Genomic DNA, 19,070 nt, shown 5'->3' with positions numbered 1-19,070 from the left:
CGGGAACGGCGCAGGGCGGCGGGGCCGTCCGGCGGGGAGCGGGAGCGGCGGACGTCCACGACCCCGCTCCGCCGGAGCCCGGCGGCCCTGGGAGGATGGCCGCCTCCTTCAGGAAGGGCGGACCCCATGGACCGTCGCGCGGCTCTCGTCCCTCTCCGGTACGTCTCGCTGCCCGGCCGCGGTCCCGAGGACGTCGTCGCCGATCCCGAGGGCCGGGTGCTGACCGCGGTGGCGGACGGACGGATCCTGCGGGTGGACGGTCTGGACGACCCGCGGACGGCCCGCGTCGAGCACCTCGCGCGGATCGACGGCCGCCCGCTGGGCCTCGAACTCCTCCCGGACGGCGACCTGCTGGTGTGCAGCGCCGACGGCGCCCTCCTGCGCGTCGGCCTCGGCGGCGGCCCGGGCGCGGTGCGGGTCCTGGCCGAGTCGGCGGCGGGGGAGCGGCTGCGCTTCTGCAGCAACGTCGTCGCCCTGCCCGACGGCACGCTCTACTTCACCGTCTCCAGCACGGTCCATCCCCTCGAGGACTGGATGGGCGACATCGTCGAGCACACCGGCACCGGACGCCTGCTGCGCCTCGAACCCGGCGCCCGCGAGGCCGAAGTCGTCCTGGAGGGACTGCAGTTCGCCAACGGCCTGGTACGCGGCGCCGACGACTCGTTCCTGATCGTCGCCGAGACCGGCGCCCGCCGCCTCACCCGCTTCCCTCTCGCCGGCCCCCGCGCCGGGCGGCCCGAGCCGCTGGTCGAGCGGCTGCCGGGGTTCCCGGACAACATGTGGCGCGGCGCGTCCGACGGCCCGGTCTGGGTGGCGATGGCCGGACCCCGCGTGCCCCCGCTCGACCTTCTGCACCGCGCCGGCCCCGCCGTGCGCCGCCGCGCCGCCCGCCTGGCCGTCCACGCCCCCTACCGCCCCTGGGGGGACACCGGGGTGCTCGCCGTCGACGACGACGGCCGCACGGTCGTCCCGTACTCCCCGCTGCGCTCGGGCGCGGGGGCGTCCGTCCCCACCCGTCGGCGCTCGGCGTTCCGCATGGTCACCAGCGTCTGCGAGACCGGCGGACTGCTGGTCCTGGGCAGCCTCGTCGAGCGCGGCCTCGCGGTCTGCGAGGCGCCCGTGCCCCGGTGAGACGGGGTTACGCTGGTGCCCGGCCGTGATCACCCCGAAGCGGTCGAGCGGTCCCGGACCGAGCGGGAGACGTACGACATGACAGCTCCGGAGACCGGAAGTCTCCGTACCGGCGCCCCGCGCGCGCCGCACGCGCCGGGGCAGCTCCCGGTGGTCGCGGTCGTGGCCCTCGGCGGGGGCCTCGGCGCCGCCGCCCGCTACGCGGCCGCGCTGTGGTGGCCCACGCGAAGCGGTGGGTTCCCCTGGGCCACGTTCTGGGTGAACGTCACCGGATGTGCGGTGATCGGCGTGTTCCTGGTGCTGGTCACCGAGGCGGTGAGCGCTCACCGGCTGGTGCGGCCCTTCTTCGGCACCGGCGTGCTCGGCGGCTTCACGACCTTCTCGACGTACGCCGTCGACATCCGGGCCCTGTTCGGCGCGGGCAGCGCCGCGACGGCCCTGGCCTACCTCGCCGCGACCCTGTCCGCGGCCCTCTTCGCGGTGTGGCTCGCCGCCACGGCGACCCGCCGCGCCCTCTCCTGGAGGCGGCGATGACCCGGCTGACCGGCAGTGCCCTGCGGCTGACCGTCCTGATCGGCGAGAACGACACCTGGCACCGCAAGCCCCTGTACACCGAGATCGTGCACCGCGCCCACGCCGCCGGGCTCGCCGGCGCCAGCGTCTTCCGCGGCATCGAGGGCTTCGGCGCGTCCTCGCGCATCCACACCTCCCGGCTGCTCTCGCTCAGCGAGGACCTGCCGGTGGCGGTGGTCGTCGTGGACACCGAGGACCGGGTGCGGGCCTTCCTGCCCCAGCTCGACGAACTGGTCACGGAGGGGATGGTCACCCTCGATCCGTGCGAGGTCATCAGGTACGTGGGACGCGGCGAGAACCCGGACGATTCGGGCACGAAGGGTAAGAACTGGTTGTGAACTGGCTGCTCGTCGTCGTGGGCGGGATGATCGGCGCCCCGCTGCGGTACCTGACCGACCGCGCGGTGCAGTCCCGGCACGACTCGGTCTTCCCCTGGGGCACCTTCGTCGTCAACGTCACCGGCTGCCTGATCCTCGGCACGCTCACCGGGGCCGCCGACATCGCCCCCGACCTGCGGTTGTTCCTGGGAACGGGGCTGTGCGGCGCGCTGACCACGTACTCCACGTTCTCCTACGAGACCCTGCGCCTGACCGAGACCGGGGCGGGGCTGTACGCCGTCGCCAACATCGCGGCGAGCGTGGTCGCGGGGCTGGGGGCCGCGTCCGCGGGGGTGGCGCTGGGTCAGTGGGCGTGGTCGTAGCAGAATCGGGCCTGCTTCCGGCCTGCCGCGGGCCTGGTAGGACTGTGCACGACACCGCACCGTCTACAACGCTGTCGACCGATTCGTCTTCTCAGAACTGGATTCCATGAGCGCCATCTCCGTCGGCCAAGCCGTCGTCCTCGGAGCCGTCGAGGGAGTGACCGAGTTCCTCCCCGTCTCCTCGACCGGCCATCTGAAGATCACCGAAGGCCTGATGCACATCCCGGTCGACGACGACGCCGTCGTCGGCTTCTCCGCCGTCATCCAGGTCGGCGCGATCGCCGCGGTGCTCGTGTACTTCCGCAAGGACATCGTGCGGATCGTCTCGGCCTGGTTCCGAGGGCTGCGCAACCGTGAGGAGCGCCACCACCACGACTACAAGTTCGCCTGGTGGGTGATCTACGCGACCATCCCGATCGTCGTCGTGGGACTCGCGGCCAAGCCGCTCATCGAGGGGCCGCTGGCCTCGCTGTGGGTGGTCGCGGGCTCGCTGCTCGTCGGCAGCGGCGTGATGTGGGCGGCCGACCAGATGGGCCGGCACAAGCGCGGCGAGGACGACACCTCGTTCAAGGACGCGATGCTGGTCGGCAGTTCTCAGATCCTCGCGCTGCTCTTCCCCGGCTTCTCCCGCTCCGGCGCCACGATGTCCACCGCGCTCATCCTCGACCTGGACCGGGTCGCCGCCACCCGGCTGTCGTTCTTCCTCGGCATCCCCGCCCTGACCGGCGCCGGCATCTACGAGCTGAAGGACGCCCTGGGCACCGGCGCGGGGGCGGCGCCCCTGGCCGTCGGCACGGCCGTGTCGTTCGTCGTCGCCTACGCCTCCATCGCCTGGCTGCTGAAGTTCGTGGCCAAGCACTCGTTCAACGCGTTCGTCGTCTACCGCATCGTCGTCGGTCTGGCGCTCTTCGGACTGCTGGCCACCGGGGTCCTCGACAGCTGACCCGTGGCTCCCTCAGGGGGCGGGAAGTCGCCATTCAGGCGCCCCGCCCCCTGAATTTTTGTTTTCGTCCGTCTTGACAGGGCCCTCGCGCCCCCCGGAGTATCACTCCCGTGAACCTGTCAGACAGCCAGACAGGTGGTCGGGCCCCGCGGCGCGTCAGCGCCATGGAAGCGGTCCTCACCCACCTCCGCGGCGCCATCGAGCGCGGCGAGTACGCCATCGGCGACAAGCTCCCCTCCGAGGCGGAGCTCTGCCGCACCCTCGAGGTGTCCCGGCCCGTGCTGCGGGAGGCCCTGCGGGCACTCCAGACCATGGGCCTGACCGTCGCGAGGACGGGCAAGGGCACCTTCGTGATCGCGAACACCGTCGAGGACCCCACCTTCGGCGACTACGCCGCGAGCGACCTGCTCGAGGTGCGCCGTCACGTCGAGATCCCGGTCGCCGGGTACGCGGCCCTGCGCCGCACCCCGGAGAACCTGGACCACCTCGCCCACCTGCTGGAGCGCATGGAGCGCGAGACGGACACCACCGCCTGGGTCGCGATGGACACGCTCTTCCACCTGGCTGTCGCCGAAGCCGCCCAGAACCCGGTCTTCCGCCGGGTCATCGAGGAGATCCGCGACGCACTGGCGCGTCAGTCGGCCTTCCTCAACGAGCTGGGCGGCCGGCGCGAGCAGTCCAACCGCGAGCACCGGGCGATCGTCGAGGCCCTGATCGACGGTTGCGAACCCGACGCGGTGGAGGCCATGAGCCACCACCTCGACCGCGTCGAGACCACCCTCACCGACATCGTGCGCGCCCCGCGCGCGGACACTCCCCTGGAAGGCGGACCCGAGGCGTGAGCGAACAGCACCTCAAAGACGAGACGCGCCCCTCGACCCCGCACGTCGACGCCGGAGACGCGGGCTACAGCAAGTCGCTGAAGTCCCGGCACGTCAACATGATCGCCATCGGCGGCGCCATCGGCACCGGCCTCTTCCTCGGCGCGGGCGGCCGTCTCGCCGACGCCGGACCCTCCCTCTTCATCGCCTACGCCGTGTGCGGCGTCTTCGCCTTCCTGGTGGTGCGCGCCCTCGGCGAACTCGTCCTGTACCGCCCGTCCTCCGGGGCCTTCGTGTCCTACGCCCGCGAGTTCATGGGCGAGAAGGGCGCGTACACGGCCGGCTGGATGTACTTCCTGAACTGGGCCACCACCGGCATCGCCGACATCACGGCGGTCGCCACCTACACCCACTACTGGGGCATGTTCTCCGACATACCCCAGTGGGTGATCGCCCTGATCGCCCTGGCGGTGGTCCTCACCGTGAACCTCATCTCGGTGAGGATCTTCGGCGAACTGGAGTTCTGGTTCGCCATCGTCAAGGTCAGCGCGCTGGTGATCTTCATGTGCATCGGGATCTTCCTGCTCGTCACCCAGCACCCGGTCGACGGCGCCACCCCCGGCCCCTCGCTGATCACCGACAACGGCGGCGTCTTCCCCAACGGCCTGCTGCCCATGCTGCTGATCGTCCAGGGCGTCGTCTTCGCCTACGCCTCCGTCGAGCTGGTGGGCGTCGCCGCCGGCGAGACCGAGAACCCCGAGAAGATCATGCCCAAGGCGATCAACTCGATCATGTGGCGCGTGGGCCTGTTCTACGTCGGCTCGGTGGTCCTGCTGTCGATGCTGCTGCCGTGGAACAAGTACACGTCCGGCGAGAGCCCCTTCGTGACGGTCCTGTCCAACATCGGCGTCCCGGCCGCGGGCGGCGTGATGAACCTCGTCGTCCTCACGGCCGCGATGTCCTCGCTCAACTCCGGCCTGTACTCCACCGGCCGCATCCTGCGCTCCATGGCGATGTCCGGCTCCGCCCCGAAGTTCACCTCGGTGATGAGCCGCAGCCAGGTCCCGTACGGCGGCATCCTGCTCACCAGCGGTATCTGTGTCCTCGGTGTCGGCCTGAACTTCGTGGTCCCGGCGGACGCCTTCGAGATCGTCCTGAACTTCGCGGCGATCGGCATCCTCTCCACCTGGGGCATGATCATGGTCTGTCACCTCCTCTTCTGGCAGAAGACCCAGAGGGGCGAGCTGACCCGCCCGCACTACCGTCTCCCGGGCTCCCCCTGGACCGAGCTCGTGACGCTCTTCTTCCTCGTCTCGGTCCTGGTCCTCATGTACGCCGACGGCGGCGCCGGACGCACCACCGTGCTGTGCCTGCCGCTGATCGTCGCCGCGCTGGTGGCGGGCTGGTACGCCGTCCGCCGCAACCTCGCGCGCACCTCGTCCAAGGCCGACGCGTGACCCCCGCACCGGCCCACGCCCACCCACAAGCGATCAGGCAGTGATGTTCAGCAGTTCCCTCGCCGAGGCCCCCACGATCCGCGAACCCCTCCACGCACCCGTCGCCCACCTCGTCCGCGGCGGGGTGACCGAGGGCATCCACTACGGCTCCGTCGTGGTCCTCGGCGCGAGCGGTGAGGTCGAGCTCCAGCTCGGCGACATCGAGGCCGCCATGTACCCGCGTTCGGCGCTCAAGCCCGTCCAGGCGGTCGCCATGGTCCGGGCCGGGCTGCCGCTCGACGGCGAGCTGCTCTCGCTCGCCGCCGCCAGCCACTCCGGCGAGGAACGCCATCTCGCCGGAACGCGCCGGATCCTCGAGCTGGCCGGCGTGGGCGAGGCCGACCTGCGCAACGTCGAGGACATGCCCTACGGCCGGGCGGTGCGCGACACATGGGTGCACGAGGGCCGCGGGCCCTCCCGCCTCGCCCAGAACTGCTCCGGCAAGCACGCGGCCATGCTGTACACCTGCGCGCTCAACGGCTGGTCCCTCGAGGACTACCTGGATCCGGCGCACCCCTTGCAGCAGGCGATCGCGGAGATCGTCGAGGACCTCACCGGGCAGCGGATCGCCCGGGTCACCGTCGACGGATGCGGCGCCCCGCTGTTCTCGGTCTCCCTGCACGGCCTCGCCCGGTCCGCCGCCCGCATCACCGCGGCGGCCTCCGGCACCCCCGAGGCACGGGTCGCCGACGCCATGCGCGACCACGCCGAGATGGCCTCCGGCTCCGGCCGCGACGTGGCCGACCTGATGCGCGCCGTGCCGGGACTGCTGACCAAGGACGGCTTCGAGGGCGTCCAGGTCGCCGCCCTCCCGGACGGCCGCGCCGTCGCCGTCAAGATCTCCGACGGCGCCGACCGGGCGCGGGTGCCGGTCACCGCCGCGGCCCTCGCCCGGGCCGGCGTGGACCCCGCCCGGCTCACCGGGTTCGCCGGCGAGCCGCTGCTCGGCGGCGGCGTGCCGGTCGGCTGCGTCCGCCCGGTCCGCGCGCTGGACCCGGTCACCGTGCGCGCCTGCGCCTGACGGCTCCGGTGGCCACCGAGTGTGCGCGGTGGCCATCGGCGGACCCCCGGCCCCGCCGGCCGGTCCCGGCCGGGCCGTGTGCCCGGCCCCCGAACCGCCGCCCCGGTCACCACCGGGCCGGCGCCCGACCGGCTCGGGCGGACGCCATCCCGTACCGCCCGAGCCGGCCGCCCATCGGCCGTTCGACCCCGGCCCCCGTAGGGCCGGCCGCCCACCGGCCGTTCGACTCCGGCCCCACCGGGCCGTTCCCACCGGCCGCCCGGCGCTCGCCCCTCCGCTTTCCCCCGCTCCCCTTCCTTCGTCCTCCACCATCGCCCCCGCCCGCCCTCAGAAAGAGGCCGCACCCTCATGACCGCCGCCGTCACCCGCAGCGAACACGACCTGCTCGGAGACCGGGACGTCCCCGCCGACGCGTACTGGGGCGTCCACACCCTGCGCGCCACCGAGAACTTCCCCATCACCGGGACGCCGATCTCCGCCTACCCGCACCTCATCGACGCGCTCGCCGCCGTCAAGGAGGCCGCCGCCCTCGCCAACGAGGAGCTCGGCCTGCTGGCCCCCGAGAAGGCCGCGGCCGTCGTCGCCGCCTGCCGGGAGATCCGCGCCGGGAAGCTGCACGACCAGTTCGTCGTGGACGTCGTCCAGGGCGGCGCCGGCACCTCGACCAACATGAACGCCAACGAGGTGATCGCCAACCGGGCGCTGGAGCTGCTCGGGCACCCCAAGGGGCACTACGCCCACCTGCATCCCAACGAGGACGTCAACCTCGGTCAGTCCACCAACGACGTCTACCCGACCGCCGTCAAGATAGCGACGGTGTTCGCGGTGCGCGGGCTGCTCAAGGCGATGGCCGTGTTGCAGGACTCCTTCGCCCGCAAGGCCGTCGAGTTCCGCGACGTGCTCAAGATGGGCCGTACACAGTTGCAGGACGCGGTCCCCATGACGCTCGGTCAAGAGTTCTCGGCCTATGCCGTCATGATTGACGAGGACCGCAACCGTCTTGACGAGGCGGTCCAGCTGATCCATGAGATCAACCTGGGCGCCACGGCCATCGGCACCGGTCTCAACGCCCCCGCGGGATACGCCGAGGCGGCCCGCCGCCACCTGGCCGCGATCACCGGCCTGCCGCTGGTCACCGCGGCCAACCTGGTCGAGGCCACCCAGGACTGCGGCGCGTTCGTCCAGATGTCCGGCGTGCTGAAGCGGGTCGCCGTCAAGCTCTCCAAGAGCTGCAACGACCTGCGGCTGCTGTCCTCGGGGCCGCGGGCCGGCCTCGGCGAGATCAACCTGCCGCCGGTCCAGGCCGGTTCGTCGATCATGCCCGGCAAGGTCAATCCGGTGATCCCGGAGGTCGTCAACCAGGTCGCGTTCGAGGTCATCGGCAACGACGTCACCATCACCATGGCCGCCGAGGCCGGACAGCTCCAGCTCAACGCCTTCGAGCCGATCATCCTGCACTCCCTGTCGGAGTCGATCACCCATCTGCGCGCCGCCTGCCTCACCCTGGCCGAGCGCTGCGTCGACGGCATCACCGCCAACACCGAGGCGCTGCGCGCGAGCGTCGAGAACTCCATCGGCCTGGTCACCGCCCTCAACCCGCACATCGGGTACACGGCGGCCACCGACATCGCCAAGGAGGCCCTCGCCACCGGACGCGGCGTCGCCGAACTCGTCCTGGAGAAGGGCCTGCTGCCCGCCGACCGGCTGGCCGGCCTGCTGCGCCCGGAGGTCCTCGCCGGCAGCGGCTCCCCCCTCGCGTGATCTGAACCCGGCCCGGGCCGTACCCGGGGAACGCCCACCGGCGGCGAACGCGTCAGGACCGGCACGGAGGCAGAATGGTGATCATGGCAACGACGTCGTCCCCCGTCTTCCAGCCGGTCCTGGAACGCATCGCCGAGGAGATGGAGCGCACCCCGGGGCGCGGCCGGCCCGCCGACTACATCCCCGCGCTCGCCGCCCGCGACCCGCGCAGTTTCGGCATGGCCGTCGCCGAGCTGGACGGCACGGTGTACGGCGTGGGGGACTGGCGGGAGCCCTTCTCCACCCAGTCGATCACCAAGGTCTTCACCCTCGCGCTCGACCTGGCCCGCGAGGGCGACGCACTCTGGGAGCACGTGGGCCGCGAACCCTCGGGCAACCCCTTCAACTCCCTGGTGCAGCTGGAGTACGAGCAGGGCATCCCGCGCAACCCCTTCATCAACGCGGGCGCCCTGGTCGTCACCGACCGGCTCCTCACCCGCACCGGCGACGCGGCCGGGGAACTCCTCGGCTTCCTGCGCGCCGAGAGCGGCAACCCCGCGCTGGACTTCGACGAGGACGTCGCCGCCTCGGAGGCCGCGCACGGCGACCGCAACGCCGCCCTCGCCCATTTCATGGCGTCCTACGGAAACGTCGACAACCACGTGCCGGTCCTGCTCGACCAGTACTTCCGCCAGTGCTCGCTGACCGCCTCCTGCGCCGATCTGGCCCTGGCGACCGGATTCCTCGCCCGCCACGGCATCCGCGCGGACGGCAGCCGCCTGCTCACCCGCAGCCAGGCCAAGCAGGTCAACGCGGTCATGCTGACCTGCGGCACCTACGACGCGGCCGGCGACTTCGCCTACCGGGTCGGCCTGCCCGGCAAGAGCGGCGTCGGCGGCGGCGTCATCGCGGTCGTGCCCGGCCACTGCACCCTGTGCGTGTGGAGCCCGGGCCTGGACGAACGCGGCAACTCGGTGGCGGGGGTGGCCGCCCTGGACCGGTTCACGACCCTCACGGGCCTGTCGGTGTTCTGACCCGGTTCCGGTCACGCCGGTTCCCCGCGCCCGGGAGCCCGGCCGGCGCCCGCACGCACGATCCGGTCACGAAGAGGCCGCCGCCCCGAGGGCGCACGGTCGTTCCCCGGCCACCCGGCGTCGCCACGATGACGGGGTGTCGGCCAAGACCCACCCCCTCGACCTCCGTCGCTGTCAGGCCCTCGGCCTGGCCGGCACGGCGAGTCTCGCCCTCGGCGGCAGGACGGCCGGAGCCCTGCCCGCCCGGGAACTCCTCGCCCCGGCCTCGATGCACGCCGTCCTCGGTCTGGTCGGCGTCTACTTCGGACTGGTGCTGCTGACCGCCGCCTGGGTCCTGCTGGGCCGGCTGGTGCGCGGCGGCCGGCCGCCGACGCCGCGCGCGCTCGTGCTGGTCCTCGTCGTGTGGGCCGCGCCGCTGCTGATCGCGCCGCCGCTGTTCAGCCGTGACGTGTACAGCTACCTGGCCCAGGGCGCCATGGTGGACGCGCACCTCGACGTGTACGCACACGGCCCCGCCCGGCTCGGCGGGCCGCTCGCCGAGGAGGTCGCCCCGCTGTGGCGGCACACCGCGGCGCCGTACGGACCGGTCTTCCTCGCGCTGGCCGCCGCCCTGTCCGCCCTGACCCGCGGCGCGCTCTCCGCCGGACTGCTCGGCATGCGGTGCGTGGCGCTGCTCGGGGTGGCGCTGATGACGGCCGCCCTGCCCCGGCTCGCCCGGCACAGCGGCGCCGACCCCGCCGCCGCGCTCTGGCTGGGCGTCCTCAACCCGCTCGTCCTGCTGCACCTGGTGGCCGGGGCCCACAACGACGCGATCATGCTGGGGCTGCTCGGCGTCGGCCTGGTCGCGGCCCTCGGCGGCCGTCCGGTGCTCGCGGCCGTCCTGGTCACCCTCGCGGCCCTGGTCAAGGCGCCGGCCGCGCTGGGCCTGGTCGCGGTGGTGGTCCTGCACCTGCGCACGGGCGGCCGTCCTGTCCGGGCCCTGGTGACCACCGGGGGCGCGGCGGCTCTCACCACGGTCGTGGCGACCGCCGTCGCGGGCACCGGGTACGGCTGGATCGCGGCCCTGGACACCCCGGTCTCCGCCCACAACTGGGCGCTCACCAGCCTGCTCGGCCGGGCGACCCGCGCGCTGCTGGAGGGCCTCGGCAGCGACCTGGCGCCGCTGGCCGTCCCCGTCTGGCACGGTCTCGGGCTCGCGATCACCGCCGTCGTCCTGGTGGCCCTCTGGTGGCGGCTGCGCCCGCGCCCGGTGTACGCGCTCGGGCTGAGCCTCGCCGCGGTGGCCGCGTTCGGCCCGGCGATCCGCCCCTGGTACGCGCTGTGGGGCCTGTTCCTCATAGCCGCCGCGGCTCCCGACGCCCCGGCACGGCACCGGACGGCCGTCGTGGCCGGGTTCCTCGCCCTCGCCGTGCTCCCCGACGGCGGCCCGGCCGACAAGGACCGTGTGCTGTTGGCCGTCTGCGGAGGCGCGCTCGCCGCGGTCGTCCTGTGGCAGGCCCGGCTCGCGGCACGGGCGCCCATCGCCCTGGGGGGCACGGCATGACGCCGAGGACCGCCTCCCTCCTGCGGCCGCCCGGCACCGACCGCGGCCGCGTGCTGCTCGTGCTCGCGTCGGCCCTCGCCGTCGCGGTCTTCACCGCGACCGTGCCGCTGCTGCGGGACTGGTTCGACCTGCGCGTCTACTACGGCACCGTCAACACCTGGATCCACGACGGCGGCCGGGTCTACGACTACCGGGTGCCGGGCACGCCGTACGGTTTCACCTACCCCCCGTTCGCCGCCGTCGTGATGGCGCCCATGGCCCTGGTCGGGCTGCGTACCGCGATCGTGACCGCCCTGCTGCTCGACCTGGCCGCGCTGGCCGTCGTCGTGCGGGTCCTGTGCGGGCCGGGGTGGCGGCGGCACGGCTGGTACGGCGCCGGCCTCGCCGCCTGCGCGCTGGCCCTGTTCGAACCGCTGCGCGACACCGTCAGCTTTGGTCAGGTCAACCTCTTGCTGCTGGCCCTCGTCCTGACCGACGTCCGGCCGCCGGCGTCGGACCCGCCTCCGTCCCGGTCCCGCTCCCGGTTGCCGTGGCCGGGCCGGTCCGGCCTGCCGTGGTGGGCGGGAGCCGGCATCGGGCTGGCGGCGGCGATCAAGCTCACGCCGGCGCTCTTCATCGGCCTGCTGTTCCTCGTCGGCCGGCGACGGGCGGCCGCGGTCGCCACCGCCGTGGCGTTCGGCGCGACGGCCTTCGCCGCGCTGGTCGCCCCGGACGCCTCGCGCTTCTACTGGACGCGGGCCCTGTGGGACACGAGCCGTGTCGGGCGGCTGGACTACGTCTCCAACCAGTCCCTCCAGGGCGTGCTCGCCCGGCTCGGGGTGGAGAGCCGGGGCGTCTGGGCGGTGCTGGTCGTGCTCGTGCTGTGCGGGTGGGCGTGGCGGACCCGGCGGGCGGCCGCCCGCGGCGACCTGCCGGCGGCCTTCGCCCTCACGGGGCTCACCGCGTGCCTGGTCAGTCCCGTCACCTGGGTCCACCACCTGGTCTGGCTGCTGCCGTCCTTCGCCGTGCTGATCCGGGCGGGACGCCCGAGGGTCGCGGGCGCCCTGTACGCGGTGCTGTGCACCAGCGTGGTGTGGCTGTGGTTCGACGACCCGTCCGGCGTCGGCGGCTTCCTCGGCGCCAACGCCTACACCTGGGTCACGCTGGGCCTGCTCGGGTGGCTGCCCGTCGGTCAGTTCCCGCCGGATCCGCGGCCCGCGAGCCGCGTCAGCAGCGCCATGGCGGCTCCGCCCAGTGCGGCGGCGCCCACGACGAGCGCCACCTCGGACCAGCCGCCGTCGCCGTCTTTGACGTCCGCCCGGAGCGTGGCCGCGGTCGCGGCGGTGGCGGCCGGCGCGGACCGCGTCGTCGACGGCGCGGGCCGGGGCGGCACGGCGGGGGAGGGGCCGGAGCGCGCGGCCGGTCCGCGCTCCGGCTCCGCGGGCGAGGAGGGCGCCGTCCCGGGGCCGGACCGCGGAAGCGGGTGCGGGCCCGCCCGCAGCGCGTCGAGCGAGCCCACCGGATCGACCCGCCCGGCCGCCGCGAATCCCCAGTCCAGCAGCTCGCGCGCCTCCTCGTAGACGGTGAACCCGCCGCCCGCCTGAGGGTTCATCACCGTGACCACGAGGGTGCGTCCGTCCCGGCGGGCCGCGGCGACCAGGGTGTTGCCGGCGTTGCTGGTGTAGCCGTTCTTGATCCCGATCAGCCCCGGGTAGGCCGCGACGCCGTTCGCCCCGGTGAGCAGCCGGTTGGTGTTGGCGATGCCGTAGGAGGCCTCTCCGTCCCCCGGGAACTGCGCCTCGGCGGTCGCGCAGTACCGCGCGAAGTCCGGGTTGCGCAGTCCTTCCCGTCCGAACACCGCCAGGTCGTAGGCGGACGACACCTGGCCGGGGGTGTCGTAGCCGTCGGGCGAGCGCACATGGGTGTCCAGGGCGCCGAGGGAGCGGGCCTTGGCCTGCATCCGGGCGGCGGTGGTGTCCCAGCCGCCGCTGAGGGAGGCGAGGACGTGCACGGCGTCGTTGCCGGAGTTGAGGAACACGCCCCGCCACAGGTCGGCGATCCGGTACGTGTGGCCCTCGGCGACCCCGACGAGGCTGCTGCCGGGCCCGATGCCCATGAGTTCCTCCGGGCTCACCCGGTGCTGGAGCTCACCGGGCAGCACCGGCAGCACCGTCAGGGCGAAGAGGGTCTTCAGCGTGCTGGCGGGCGGCAGGGCGCGGTGCGCGTGCGACGCGGCGAGCACCTCGCCGGTCCCGGCGTCGGACACCAGCCACGACAGGGCGGAGACGTCCGGGACCTCGGGGGCGTCGCGGTGCGGTCTGACCTGGATGCCGGAGCGGTACAGCAGCGACGGCCGAGGGATCGTCACGCCCGGTGCGCCGGCTTCGCCCGGGGCGCCCGGACGCGCCGGGTCCGGGTCGGCCTGGGCGGCGGCCGCGGCGGGGCCGAGGGCGAGGACGCCGGCCACACAGAACGCGCAGGCCGCCGATGCGGCCCGGGAAGAGAATCCGATCGTCATATGATCAACGTAGGAACCCGGTGCGGCTTCCCCGCGCTGCCCGTGCCGGACGGGCCCGCGCGAGCACCCGGATGCCGCACGCGGTGCGGCCCACCGCCCTCCGGTCGCCCCCTCCTGCCGTCGGCCCGGCCCGGTCGGCGTCCGGCGGTCGTCCGGTTCCCGCCCGTGGGCCGTACGACGGCGGTGCGGGGGCCGTCCGGTGGCCGTCCGGCGGCGGCCGGGCGGGTGTCTAGGCGGCGGGCAGCGTGGGCTGGACGCGGCGCAGGAAGGACGCGTTGTCCGGGGTCTCGCGCATCCGCTCCAGCAGGGTCTCCAGGTTCGCCCGGCCGTCCCGCGCCCCCAGCGCCCGGCGCAGTCCGCGCACGGCCGCCAACTCGGCCGGGGTGTGCAGGAGTTCCTCCCGGCGGGTGCCGGAGCCGTCGACGTCGACGGCCGGGAAGAGGCGGCGCGAGGCCGGTTCGCGGTCGAGGCGGAGCTCCATGTTGCCGGTGCTCTTCAGCTCCTCGAAGTAGAAGTCGTCGGCGCGCGAGCCCGTTTCGACCAGGGCGGTGGCGAGAATGGTGAGCGAGCCGCCCTCCTCGGCCGCGCGCGCCGCGCCGAAGAACCGCTTGGGGCCGATCAGCGCGCTCGCGTCGACTCCGCCGCTGAGGGTACGGCCCCCGGCGGCCGCCGCGTTGTTGTGGGCCCGGCACAGCCGGGTCAGGGAGTCGAGCAGGACGACGACGTCCTCGCCCGCCTCGACGAGCCGTTTGGCCCGTTCGACGACGAGTTCGGCCAGGGCGATGTGCTGGGCCGGCGCCCGGTCGAACGTCGAGGCGTACACCTCGCCGCGCACGGAACGCCGCATGTCGGTGACCTCCTCGGGCCGTTCGTCGAGCAGGACGACCATCAGCCGGGCTCCGGGGTGGTTGCCGGCGACGGCGGCCGCGAGCTGCTGGAGCAGCACGGTCTTGCCCGTCTTGGGCGGCGCGACGATCAGCCCGCGCTGACCCTTGCCGACGGGTGCGAGGAGGTCCACGACCCGTCCGGCGAGACCCGACGCGCGGTGTTCGAGCCGGAGCCGCTCGTGGGGGTGCACGGGCGTCAGGTCGCGGAAGTGGCGGCGGCCGTGCGGGGCGTCGGGGGCGCGGCCCTCGACGCGGGTGACCTCGGTCAGGGCGCGCTGGGGGCCGCGCACCCCTTCGACGAGGTCGCCCTTGCGCAGACCGTGACGCCGGATCAGCGCGGCCGGGACCTGGAGGTCGTCGGGCGTGGGCAGGCAGTCGACGGGGCGCAGACGCCCCTTGCCGCTCGTGTCGACGTCGAGGACGCCGAGGACGATCCGGGCCGGCGACTGCTGCACAGGGGGGTGTTCGAGAGTGGTGGTCATGGTGGGTCGGTCCTTTCACGGACGGGAGGCATGAGGCATGCGAAGAAGGGGGGAGCGGCCGCGGAGGGAGGGCGCACAGCGCGCCTCGGGGCGGCGGGAACGGCACCGCGGTACGGCGAACAGAGCCGTGGACGGTGGTGCGGGAAAGCCGCTGCACCGGCCGGAGACGGCGGGTGGCGAGGCGGCGATGCGAGAGAGACCGGCACGGACGCCCGGCGTGGGGCGTACATACGTGCCAGAGGCACTGTAACACATGCGGCGGCCACGACGGCGCGCCTCGCTCCCGAGGGACGCCGAGGTACGCCGAGGTACGCCGAGGTACGCCGAGGTACGCCGAGGATGGTCGGCGGGCGCGTGCGGGCGCACGGGGGACCTCGGGGGGACGCGCGCGGGACGTGTGGAGGGCGTCGCGTGGCGTGCGGAGAGGTTCCGGAGGAAGGGGTGGAGGAATCCGGCCTCTTCGAGGTTTACCGCAGATGTCCGCAGAGAGTAACGATCCGTGACGGCGGCGGACTTGACCGCCAAATCTGCCTTATCTTCACGGCATGTCCACGCCGCCTCAGCCTCCGCAGCAGCCGGAGCAGCCGTCCGGGGCGCCGGCCCAGCCGAGCGCGTATCCCTATCCGAATCCGCAGTCGCCGGCCGCCGGCGGGCCGATGGGTTTCCCGCCGGCGGCCCAGGCCACCCAGACCGGCCCGCAGAGCGTCTACGCGCAGCCCACGCTGGTCGGCCACCCCGTCCAGCCGCAGCCGGGCAATCCGTACGCCCAGCCGGGCCCGTATCCCGCCGTCGGTCCGCCGCCCACCGGGGGAGGCGGCGCCGGACGGGCGGTGCTGTGGGCCGCGGTCGGCGCGCTGGCGGCGTCGGCCGCGTGGGCGGCCGGCGTCTTCCTGACCGGGGCCGGCGCCGACGCGGACCTGCGCGGCTACACGGCGCCGGTGAACCTGTGCACCTCGACCGACTACTCCTCGTTCAAGGCGGAGTACACGGCCGAGGACAGCGCCCCGACCCACAACGGCATCAAGGACGGGGCCCTCGACGAGGGCCTGTGCAACATCAGCCTGAAGAAAACGGGTTCGAGCTACTCGGACGCCTACCTCTACACCCAGCTCGACCTGCACAAGAAGACCGACCCCGGACCCGAGTTCACCGCCGCCTGGAAGAACTACGGCGACAGTCACAAGGGTTACGACGTGGAGAGCGTCACCGGCATCGGCGACGAGGCGTACCTCGTCAGCGAGGACACCACGTCCGGCTCGACGAGCGGATCGCTGTACGCGACGCTCGCCGTCCGGGACGGCTGGGTCACCTACACGATGAGCTACAGCGCCTACTACACCTCGTACGACAAGGACACCGATCCGCCGACGCTCGCCGAGGTCTCGGGCTGGCTGAAGACGGACACCCGGGCGACCCTGCGCGACCTGCGCGGCTGACCTCCCGCGGGGGCGCGGCGCGTCCCCGCGGAACCGGACTGCCCGAGGCCAGGTCCTCCGGGGCCGCCCAACGTCAGGAGGCGGAGGCCGACCGGGCCTTCGCCTCCTCGACGATCTCGTCGAAACGGGCCCCCATCGCCGCCGCGAGCGCCTGCGCACCCGACAGGGGCCGCACCATGACGGTCAGTTCGTCGATGAGCCCGCTGTCGTCGAGGTGGATGAAGTCGCAGCCGGTCAACTGCCGCTCGCCCACCCGCGCGGTGAACACCAGCGCGTGGTCGCGGCCGTCGTTCCCGTCGAGCTCCCGCTCGTAGCGGAAGTCCTCGAACACCTGCGACACCGCGCGCAGGATCGAGGCGGTGATCGCCTTGCCCGGGTAGGGCTTGAACACGACCGGACTGGTGAAGACCACGTCGTCGGCCAGCAGCGCCTCGACGGCGTCGAGATCGCCGGCCTCGACCGCCTCACGGAACGCGCGCATCGGATCACCTCATCGCAGACAGTAAATTTGTTGACTAGGTGCGGATGACAATAATCATCCCCTGTTACCGTGTCCACATGTCCCTCAAGTACGCCGTGCTGGCCGCCCTGCTGGAGGGCGAGGCCTCGGGCTACGAGCTGTCCAAGGTGTTCGACGTCTCCCTCGCGAACTTCTGGGCCGCCACCCCGCAACAGCTCTACCGCGAACTCGAGCGCCTGGCGCGGGACGGTCTGATCGAGGCCCGGGTGGTGCAGCAGGAACGCCGTCCCAACAAACGGATGTTCACCCTCACCGAGGCGGGCCGGGAGGACCTGAGCGCCTTCGCCGTGACCTCGCCCCGCAGGCCCACCGCCGTGCGGGACGAGCTCCTCGTCAAGGTGCAGGCGATGGACGGCGCTGATCCCGGGGCCACGCGCGCGCTGATCGAGGAGCGGATGGACTGGTCGCGCGGCAAGCTCGCGCGCTACGAGCGGCTGCGCGAGCGTCTGCTCGACGGCCGCGGCGAGGACGAGTACCTGGCCGCGGCCGACCGGATCGGCCCCTATCTGACCCTGATGGGCGGCATCGCCTTCGAGGAGGGCAACCTGCGCTGGTGCGAGCAGGCCCTGACGCTCCTGCGGCGGCGCACCGCCGTAGGCTGACACCGATGTTCAGCCCCGAAGGCCCCACCCTGCGCGAACTCGCCGTCCAGGCCCTGTCGTCCGTCGAGCACGGCTACGACCTCCTGGCGCCGAAGTTCGACCACACGCCCTTCCGCACCCCCGACTCCGTCCTGGAGGCGGTCGCCTCGGCCCTGGAGGACTCCGGCCCCTACGACGACGGCCTCGACCTGTGCTGCGGCACGGGCGCCGGGGTGGAGGTGCTGGCCACGCTGTGCCGCGCCGGCGTGACCGGGGTCGACTTCAGCGCGGGCATGCTCGACGTGGCACGCGCGCGGACGCCCCCGCCGGGGCCGCGGGTGTCCTGGGTGCGGGCGGACGCCCGCGCCCTGCCGTTCACCGCGGCCTTCGACCTCGTCGTGAGCTTCGGGGCGTTCGGGCACTTCCTGCCCCGCGAACTGCCGGGCCTGTTCGCCCGGGTGCACGGTGCGCTGCGCCCAGGGGGGCGTTTCGCGTTCCCCGTCCTCGCGCCGCCCCGGCCCTCGTCCCCGGCCTTCTGGATGCTCCTGGGCTTCGATGCGGCCATGCGCGTGCGCAACGCCGTGTGGCGGCCTCCGTTCGTGATGTACTACCGGGCCTTCCGGCTGGGCGAGGTGCGGCGGGCGCTGGAGGCCGCGGGGTTCTCCGTGACCCTTCGCGCCCTGCCCGAGTTCGGCGCGAGGGGTGACGGGAGCCCGCGGGTGCGGCTGGTCGAGGCGGTGCGGGCGGCGGACGGCGAGGGCGCCGCCGGAGTCGGGTCCGGGGCCGGATCCGGGTCCGCGGCCGTCAGGCCGCCGGGAGCGTGAAGGCGTAGACCAGCGCCTCGCGCCGGGCGTCGACCACCAGATCGGTGATCTCCAGGGGGCGCGCGTACTGGTCGTGCACCTGCCGGGTCACCCGCATCGAGGGGGCGTCGTCAAGCGGGGTGATGAGGTCGCGGTGGTGCAGGGTCAGCCCGGCCCGGCGCATCCAGTCGTAGGCCCGTCGCAGCTCCGGGGCGGCGCCGGGGTCGGCGCGGTCGCGGTAGCGGGCCAGTTCCTCGACCTCGCTCAGCGCCACCGCCGAGAAGGACGTGACGGCCGTGCGCCGCCCCCGGCCGTCGGCGCGGGCCGACTCGTAGCGGTGCACCAGCGTCGGCCGGTGCGGGGCGAGCCCCAGCGCCTCGGCGTGCCCGGGCGGAGGCGCCTCCCAGCTGACGGCGGCCCGGGCCACCGCCGACGGGTCGTCCGCGGGCCGAGCGCCCACGGGGAAGGCGAGGAACGACGGGGCGCCGAGCGGCCCGTCCGGCAGGGCCGCGTAGCTGCCCCGCCGGTCGGTCTCGACGAGCCCGTCGCGGCGCAGGACTTCCAGGGCCTGTCGTACGGTCTCCCGGCTGACGCCGAAGTGTTTCGCCAACTGCCTTTCGCTGGGCAGCCGTTCGCCCGGTGCGAGCGTGCCGTCGCGCAGCTCGCCGAGCAGCCGCCGGGCGATCCGCCAGTAGAGCGGCCGGTCCCCGGGGTTCGGGTGGACGTGGTCGGTGGTGGGGATGGTGCTGCGGGCCATGCCGCGCGCCTCCTGTGGGTGACGTGCCGTGTCCGTGCGGACTCGGTGCGCCACCAGATCTAGCATTGGTCTAAACCACCAGGGAAGGGCGGACCGCCGGATCGG

At 73.5% G+C, this 19,070-nt stretch carries 17 protein-coding genes and 2 pseudogenes; 15 read left to right on the top strand and 4 right to left on the bottom strand.

Annotated features, from left to right (window positions below; all coding sequences use genetic code 11):
* Window positions 1-126: 126 nt before the first annotated feature.
* The 12 genes and pseudogenes from KMS84_RS06755 to KMS84_RS41095 all read left to right on the top strand — a co-directional run bounded on the left by KMS84_RS06755 (window position 127) and on the right by KMS84_RS41095 (window position 12,561).
* Window positions 127-1,131 (top strand): SMP-30/gluconolactonase/LRE family protein, encoded by a 1,005-nt coding sequence (locus KMS84_RS06755; protein WP_256915140.1) that lies wholly within the window; start codon window positions 127-129, stop codon window positions 1,129-1,131.
* A 78-nt stretch (window positions 1,132-1,209) separates the two neighbouring features.
* Window positions 1,210-1,665 (top strand): fluoride efflux transporter FluC, encoded by a 456-nt coding sequence (locus KMS84_RS06750; RefSeq protein WP_256915139.1) that lies wholly within the window; start codon window positions 1,210-1,212, stop codon window positions 1,663-1,665.
* Window positions 1,662-2,042, top strand: a complete 381-nt coding sequence (locus tag KMS84_RS06745; RefSeq protein ID WP_256915138.1) for a DUF190 domain-containing protein — start codon at window positions 1,662-1,664, stop codon at window positions 2,040-2,042. Before KMS84_RS06750 ends, KMS84_RS06745 begins: the two co-directional genes overlap by 4 nt.
* A complete protein-coding gene (gene crcB / locus KMS84_RS06740; protein WP_256915137.1) occupies window positions 2,039-2,404 on the top strand; it encodes a fluoride efflux transporter CrcB in 366 nt (121 codons plus the stop codon). Before KMS84_RS06745 ends, crcB begins: the two co-directional genes overlap by 4 nt.
* Window positions 2,405-2,510: 106 nt before the next feature.
* Window positions 2,511-3,347 (top strand): undecaprenyl-diphosphate phosphatase, encoded by an 837-nt coding sequence (locus KMS84_RS06735; protein ID WP_256915136.1) that lies wholly within the window; start codon window positions 2,511-2,513, stop codon window positions 3,345-3,347.
* A gap of 164 nt (window positions 3,348-3,511) precedes the next feature.
* Complete coding sequence (locus KMS84_RS06730) at window positions 3,512-4,189, top strand: FadR/GntR family transcriptional regulator (protein WP_256915170.1); 678 nt, start codon at window positions 3,512-3,514, stop codon at window positions 4,187-4,189.
* Window positions 4,186-5,625 (top strand): amino acid permease, encoded by a 1,440-nt coding sequence (locus tag KMS84_RS06725; protein ID WP_256915135.1) that lies wholly within the window; start codon window positions 4,186-4,188, stop codon window positions 5,623-5,625. The genes KMS84_RS06730 and KMS84_RS06725 overlap by 4 nt, the downstream gene beginning before the upstream one ends.
* A gap of 43 nt (window positions 5,626-5,668) precedes the next feature.
* On the top strand, window positions 5,669-6,685 hold the full coding sequence (locus KMS84_RS06720; protein WP_256915134.1) for an asparaginase: 1,017 nt from the start codon (window positions 5,669-5,671) through the stop codon (window positions 6,683-6,685).
* 348 nt (window positions 6,686-7,033) lie between these two features.
* On the top strand, window positions 7,034-8,446 hold the full coding sequence (gene aspA / locus KMS84_RS06715; protein WP_256915133.1) for an aspartate ammonia-lyase: 1,413 nt from the start codon (window positions 7,034-7,036) through the stop codon (window positions 8,444-8,446).
* A gap of 74 nt (window positions 8,447-8,520) precedes the next feature.
* Window positions 8,521-9,459: a glutaminase gene (locus tag KMS84_RS06710; protein WP_256915132.1), complete on the top strand. Its 939-nt coding sequence runs from the start codon at window positions 8,521-8,523 to the stop codon at window positions 9,457-9,459.
* A gap of 34 nt (window positions 9,460-9,493) precedes the next feature.
* Window positions 9,494-11,002, top strand: a pseudogene (mptB, locus tag KMS84_RS06705) (polyprenol phosphomannose-dependent alpha 1,6 mannosyltransferase MptB); the annotation flags it as partial.
* Window positions 10,999-12,561 carry a glycosyltransferase 87 family protein gene (locus tag KMS84_RS41095; RefSeq protein ID WP_306425441.1) on the top strand — a complete coding sequence of 521 codons (1,563 nt, stop codon included), beginning with the start codon at window positions 10,999-11,001 and terminating at the stop codon, window positions 12,559-12,561. The pseudogene mptB and the gene KMS84_RS41095, both read left to right, overlap by 4 nt.
* A gap of 83 nt (window positions 12,562-12,644) precedes the next feature.
* Here KMS84_RS41095 and KMS84_RS06695 read toward each other — a convergent pair.
* Window positions 12,645-13,499 (bottom strand): annotated as a pseudogene (locus KMS84_RS06695) (D-alanyl-D-alanine carboxypeptidase family protein); the annotation flags it as partial.
* Between the two features lie 229 nt (window positions 13,500-13,728).
* Complete coding sequence (rho, locus tag KMS84_RS06690) at window positions 13,729-14,868, bottom strand: transcription termination factor Rho (RefSeq protein ID WP_256915130.1); 1,140 nt, start codon at window positions 14,866-14,868, stop codon at window positions 13,729-13,731.
* Window positions 14,869-15,413: 545 nt separating this feature from the next.
* On the opposite strand from rho, the gene KMS84_RS06685 reads away from it, so the two are divergent.
* A complete protein-coding gene (locus KMS84_RS06685) occupies window positions 15,414-16,304 on the top strand; it encodes a hypothetical protein (RefSeq protein WP_256915129.1) in 891 nt (296 codons plus the stop codon).
* Window positions 16,305-16,377: 73 nt separating this feature from the next.
* Here the strand turns inward: KMS84_RS06685 and KMS84_RS06680 are convergent, their stop codons facing one another.
* Entirely contained in the window at window positions 16,378-16,785 is a 408-nt protein-coding gene (locus KMS84_RS06680) for a nuclear transport factor 2 family protein (protein WP_256915128.1), read from the bottom strand.
* Window positions 16,786-16,862: 77 nt separating this feature from the next.
* On the opposite strand from KMS84_RS06680, the gene KMS84_RS06675 reads away from it, so the two are divergent.
* Together KMS84_RS06675 and KMS84_RS06670 are read left to right on the top strand one after the other, a co-directional pair.
* Entirely contained in the window at window positions 16,863-17,426 is a 564-nt protein-coding gene (locus tag KMS84_RS06675; protein ID WP_256915127.1) for a PadR family transcriptional regulator, read from the top strand.
* A gap of 5 nt (window positions 17,427-17,431) precedes the next feature.
* A complete protein-coding gene (locus KMS84_RS06670; RefSeq protein ID WP_256915126.1) occupies window positions 17,432-18,229 on the top strand; it encodes a class I SAM-dependent methyltransferase in 798 nt (265 codons plus the stop codon).
* On the opposite strand, the gene KMS84_RS06665 is transcribed toward KMS84_RS06670, so the two are convergent.
* A complete protein-coding gene (locus KMS84_RS06665; RefSeq protein WP_256915125.1) occupies window positions 18,210-18,965 on the bottom strand; it encodes a GntR family transcriptional regulator in 756 nt (251 codons plus the stop codon). The genes KMS84_RS06670 and KMS84_RS06665 overlap by 20 nt on opposite strands.
* Window positions 18,966-19,070 lie beyond the last annotated feature (105 nt).

This window comes from Streptomyces hilarionis (assembly GCF_024539675.1).
Classification (GTDB): domain Bacteria; phylum Actinomycetota; class Actinomycetes; order Streptomycetales; family Streptomycetaceae; genus Streptomyces; species Streptomyces hilarionis.
The sequence above is the reverse complement of the archived record's forward strand: the minus strand, read 5'-3'. Positions and strand labels throughout refer to the sequence as shown.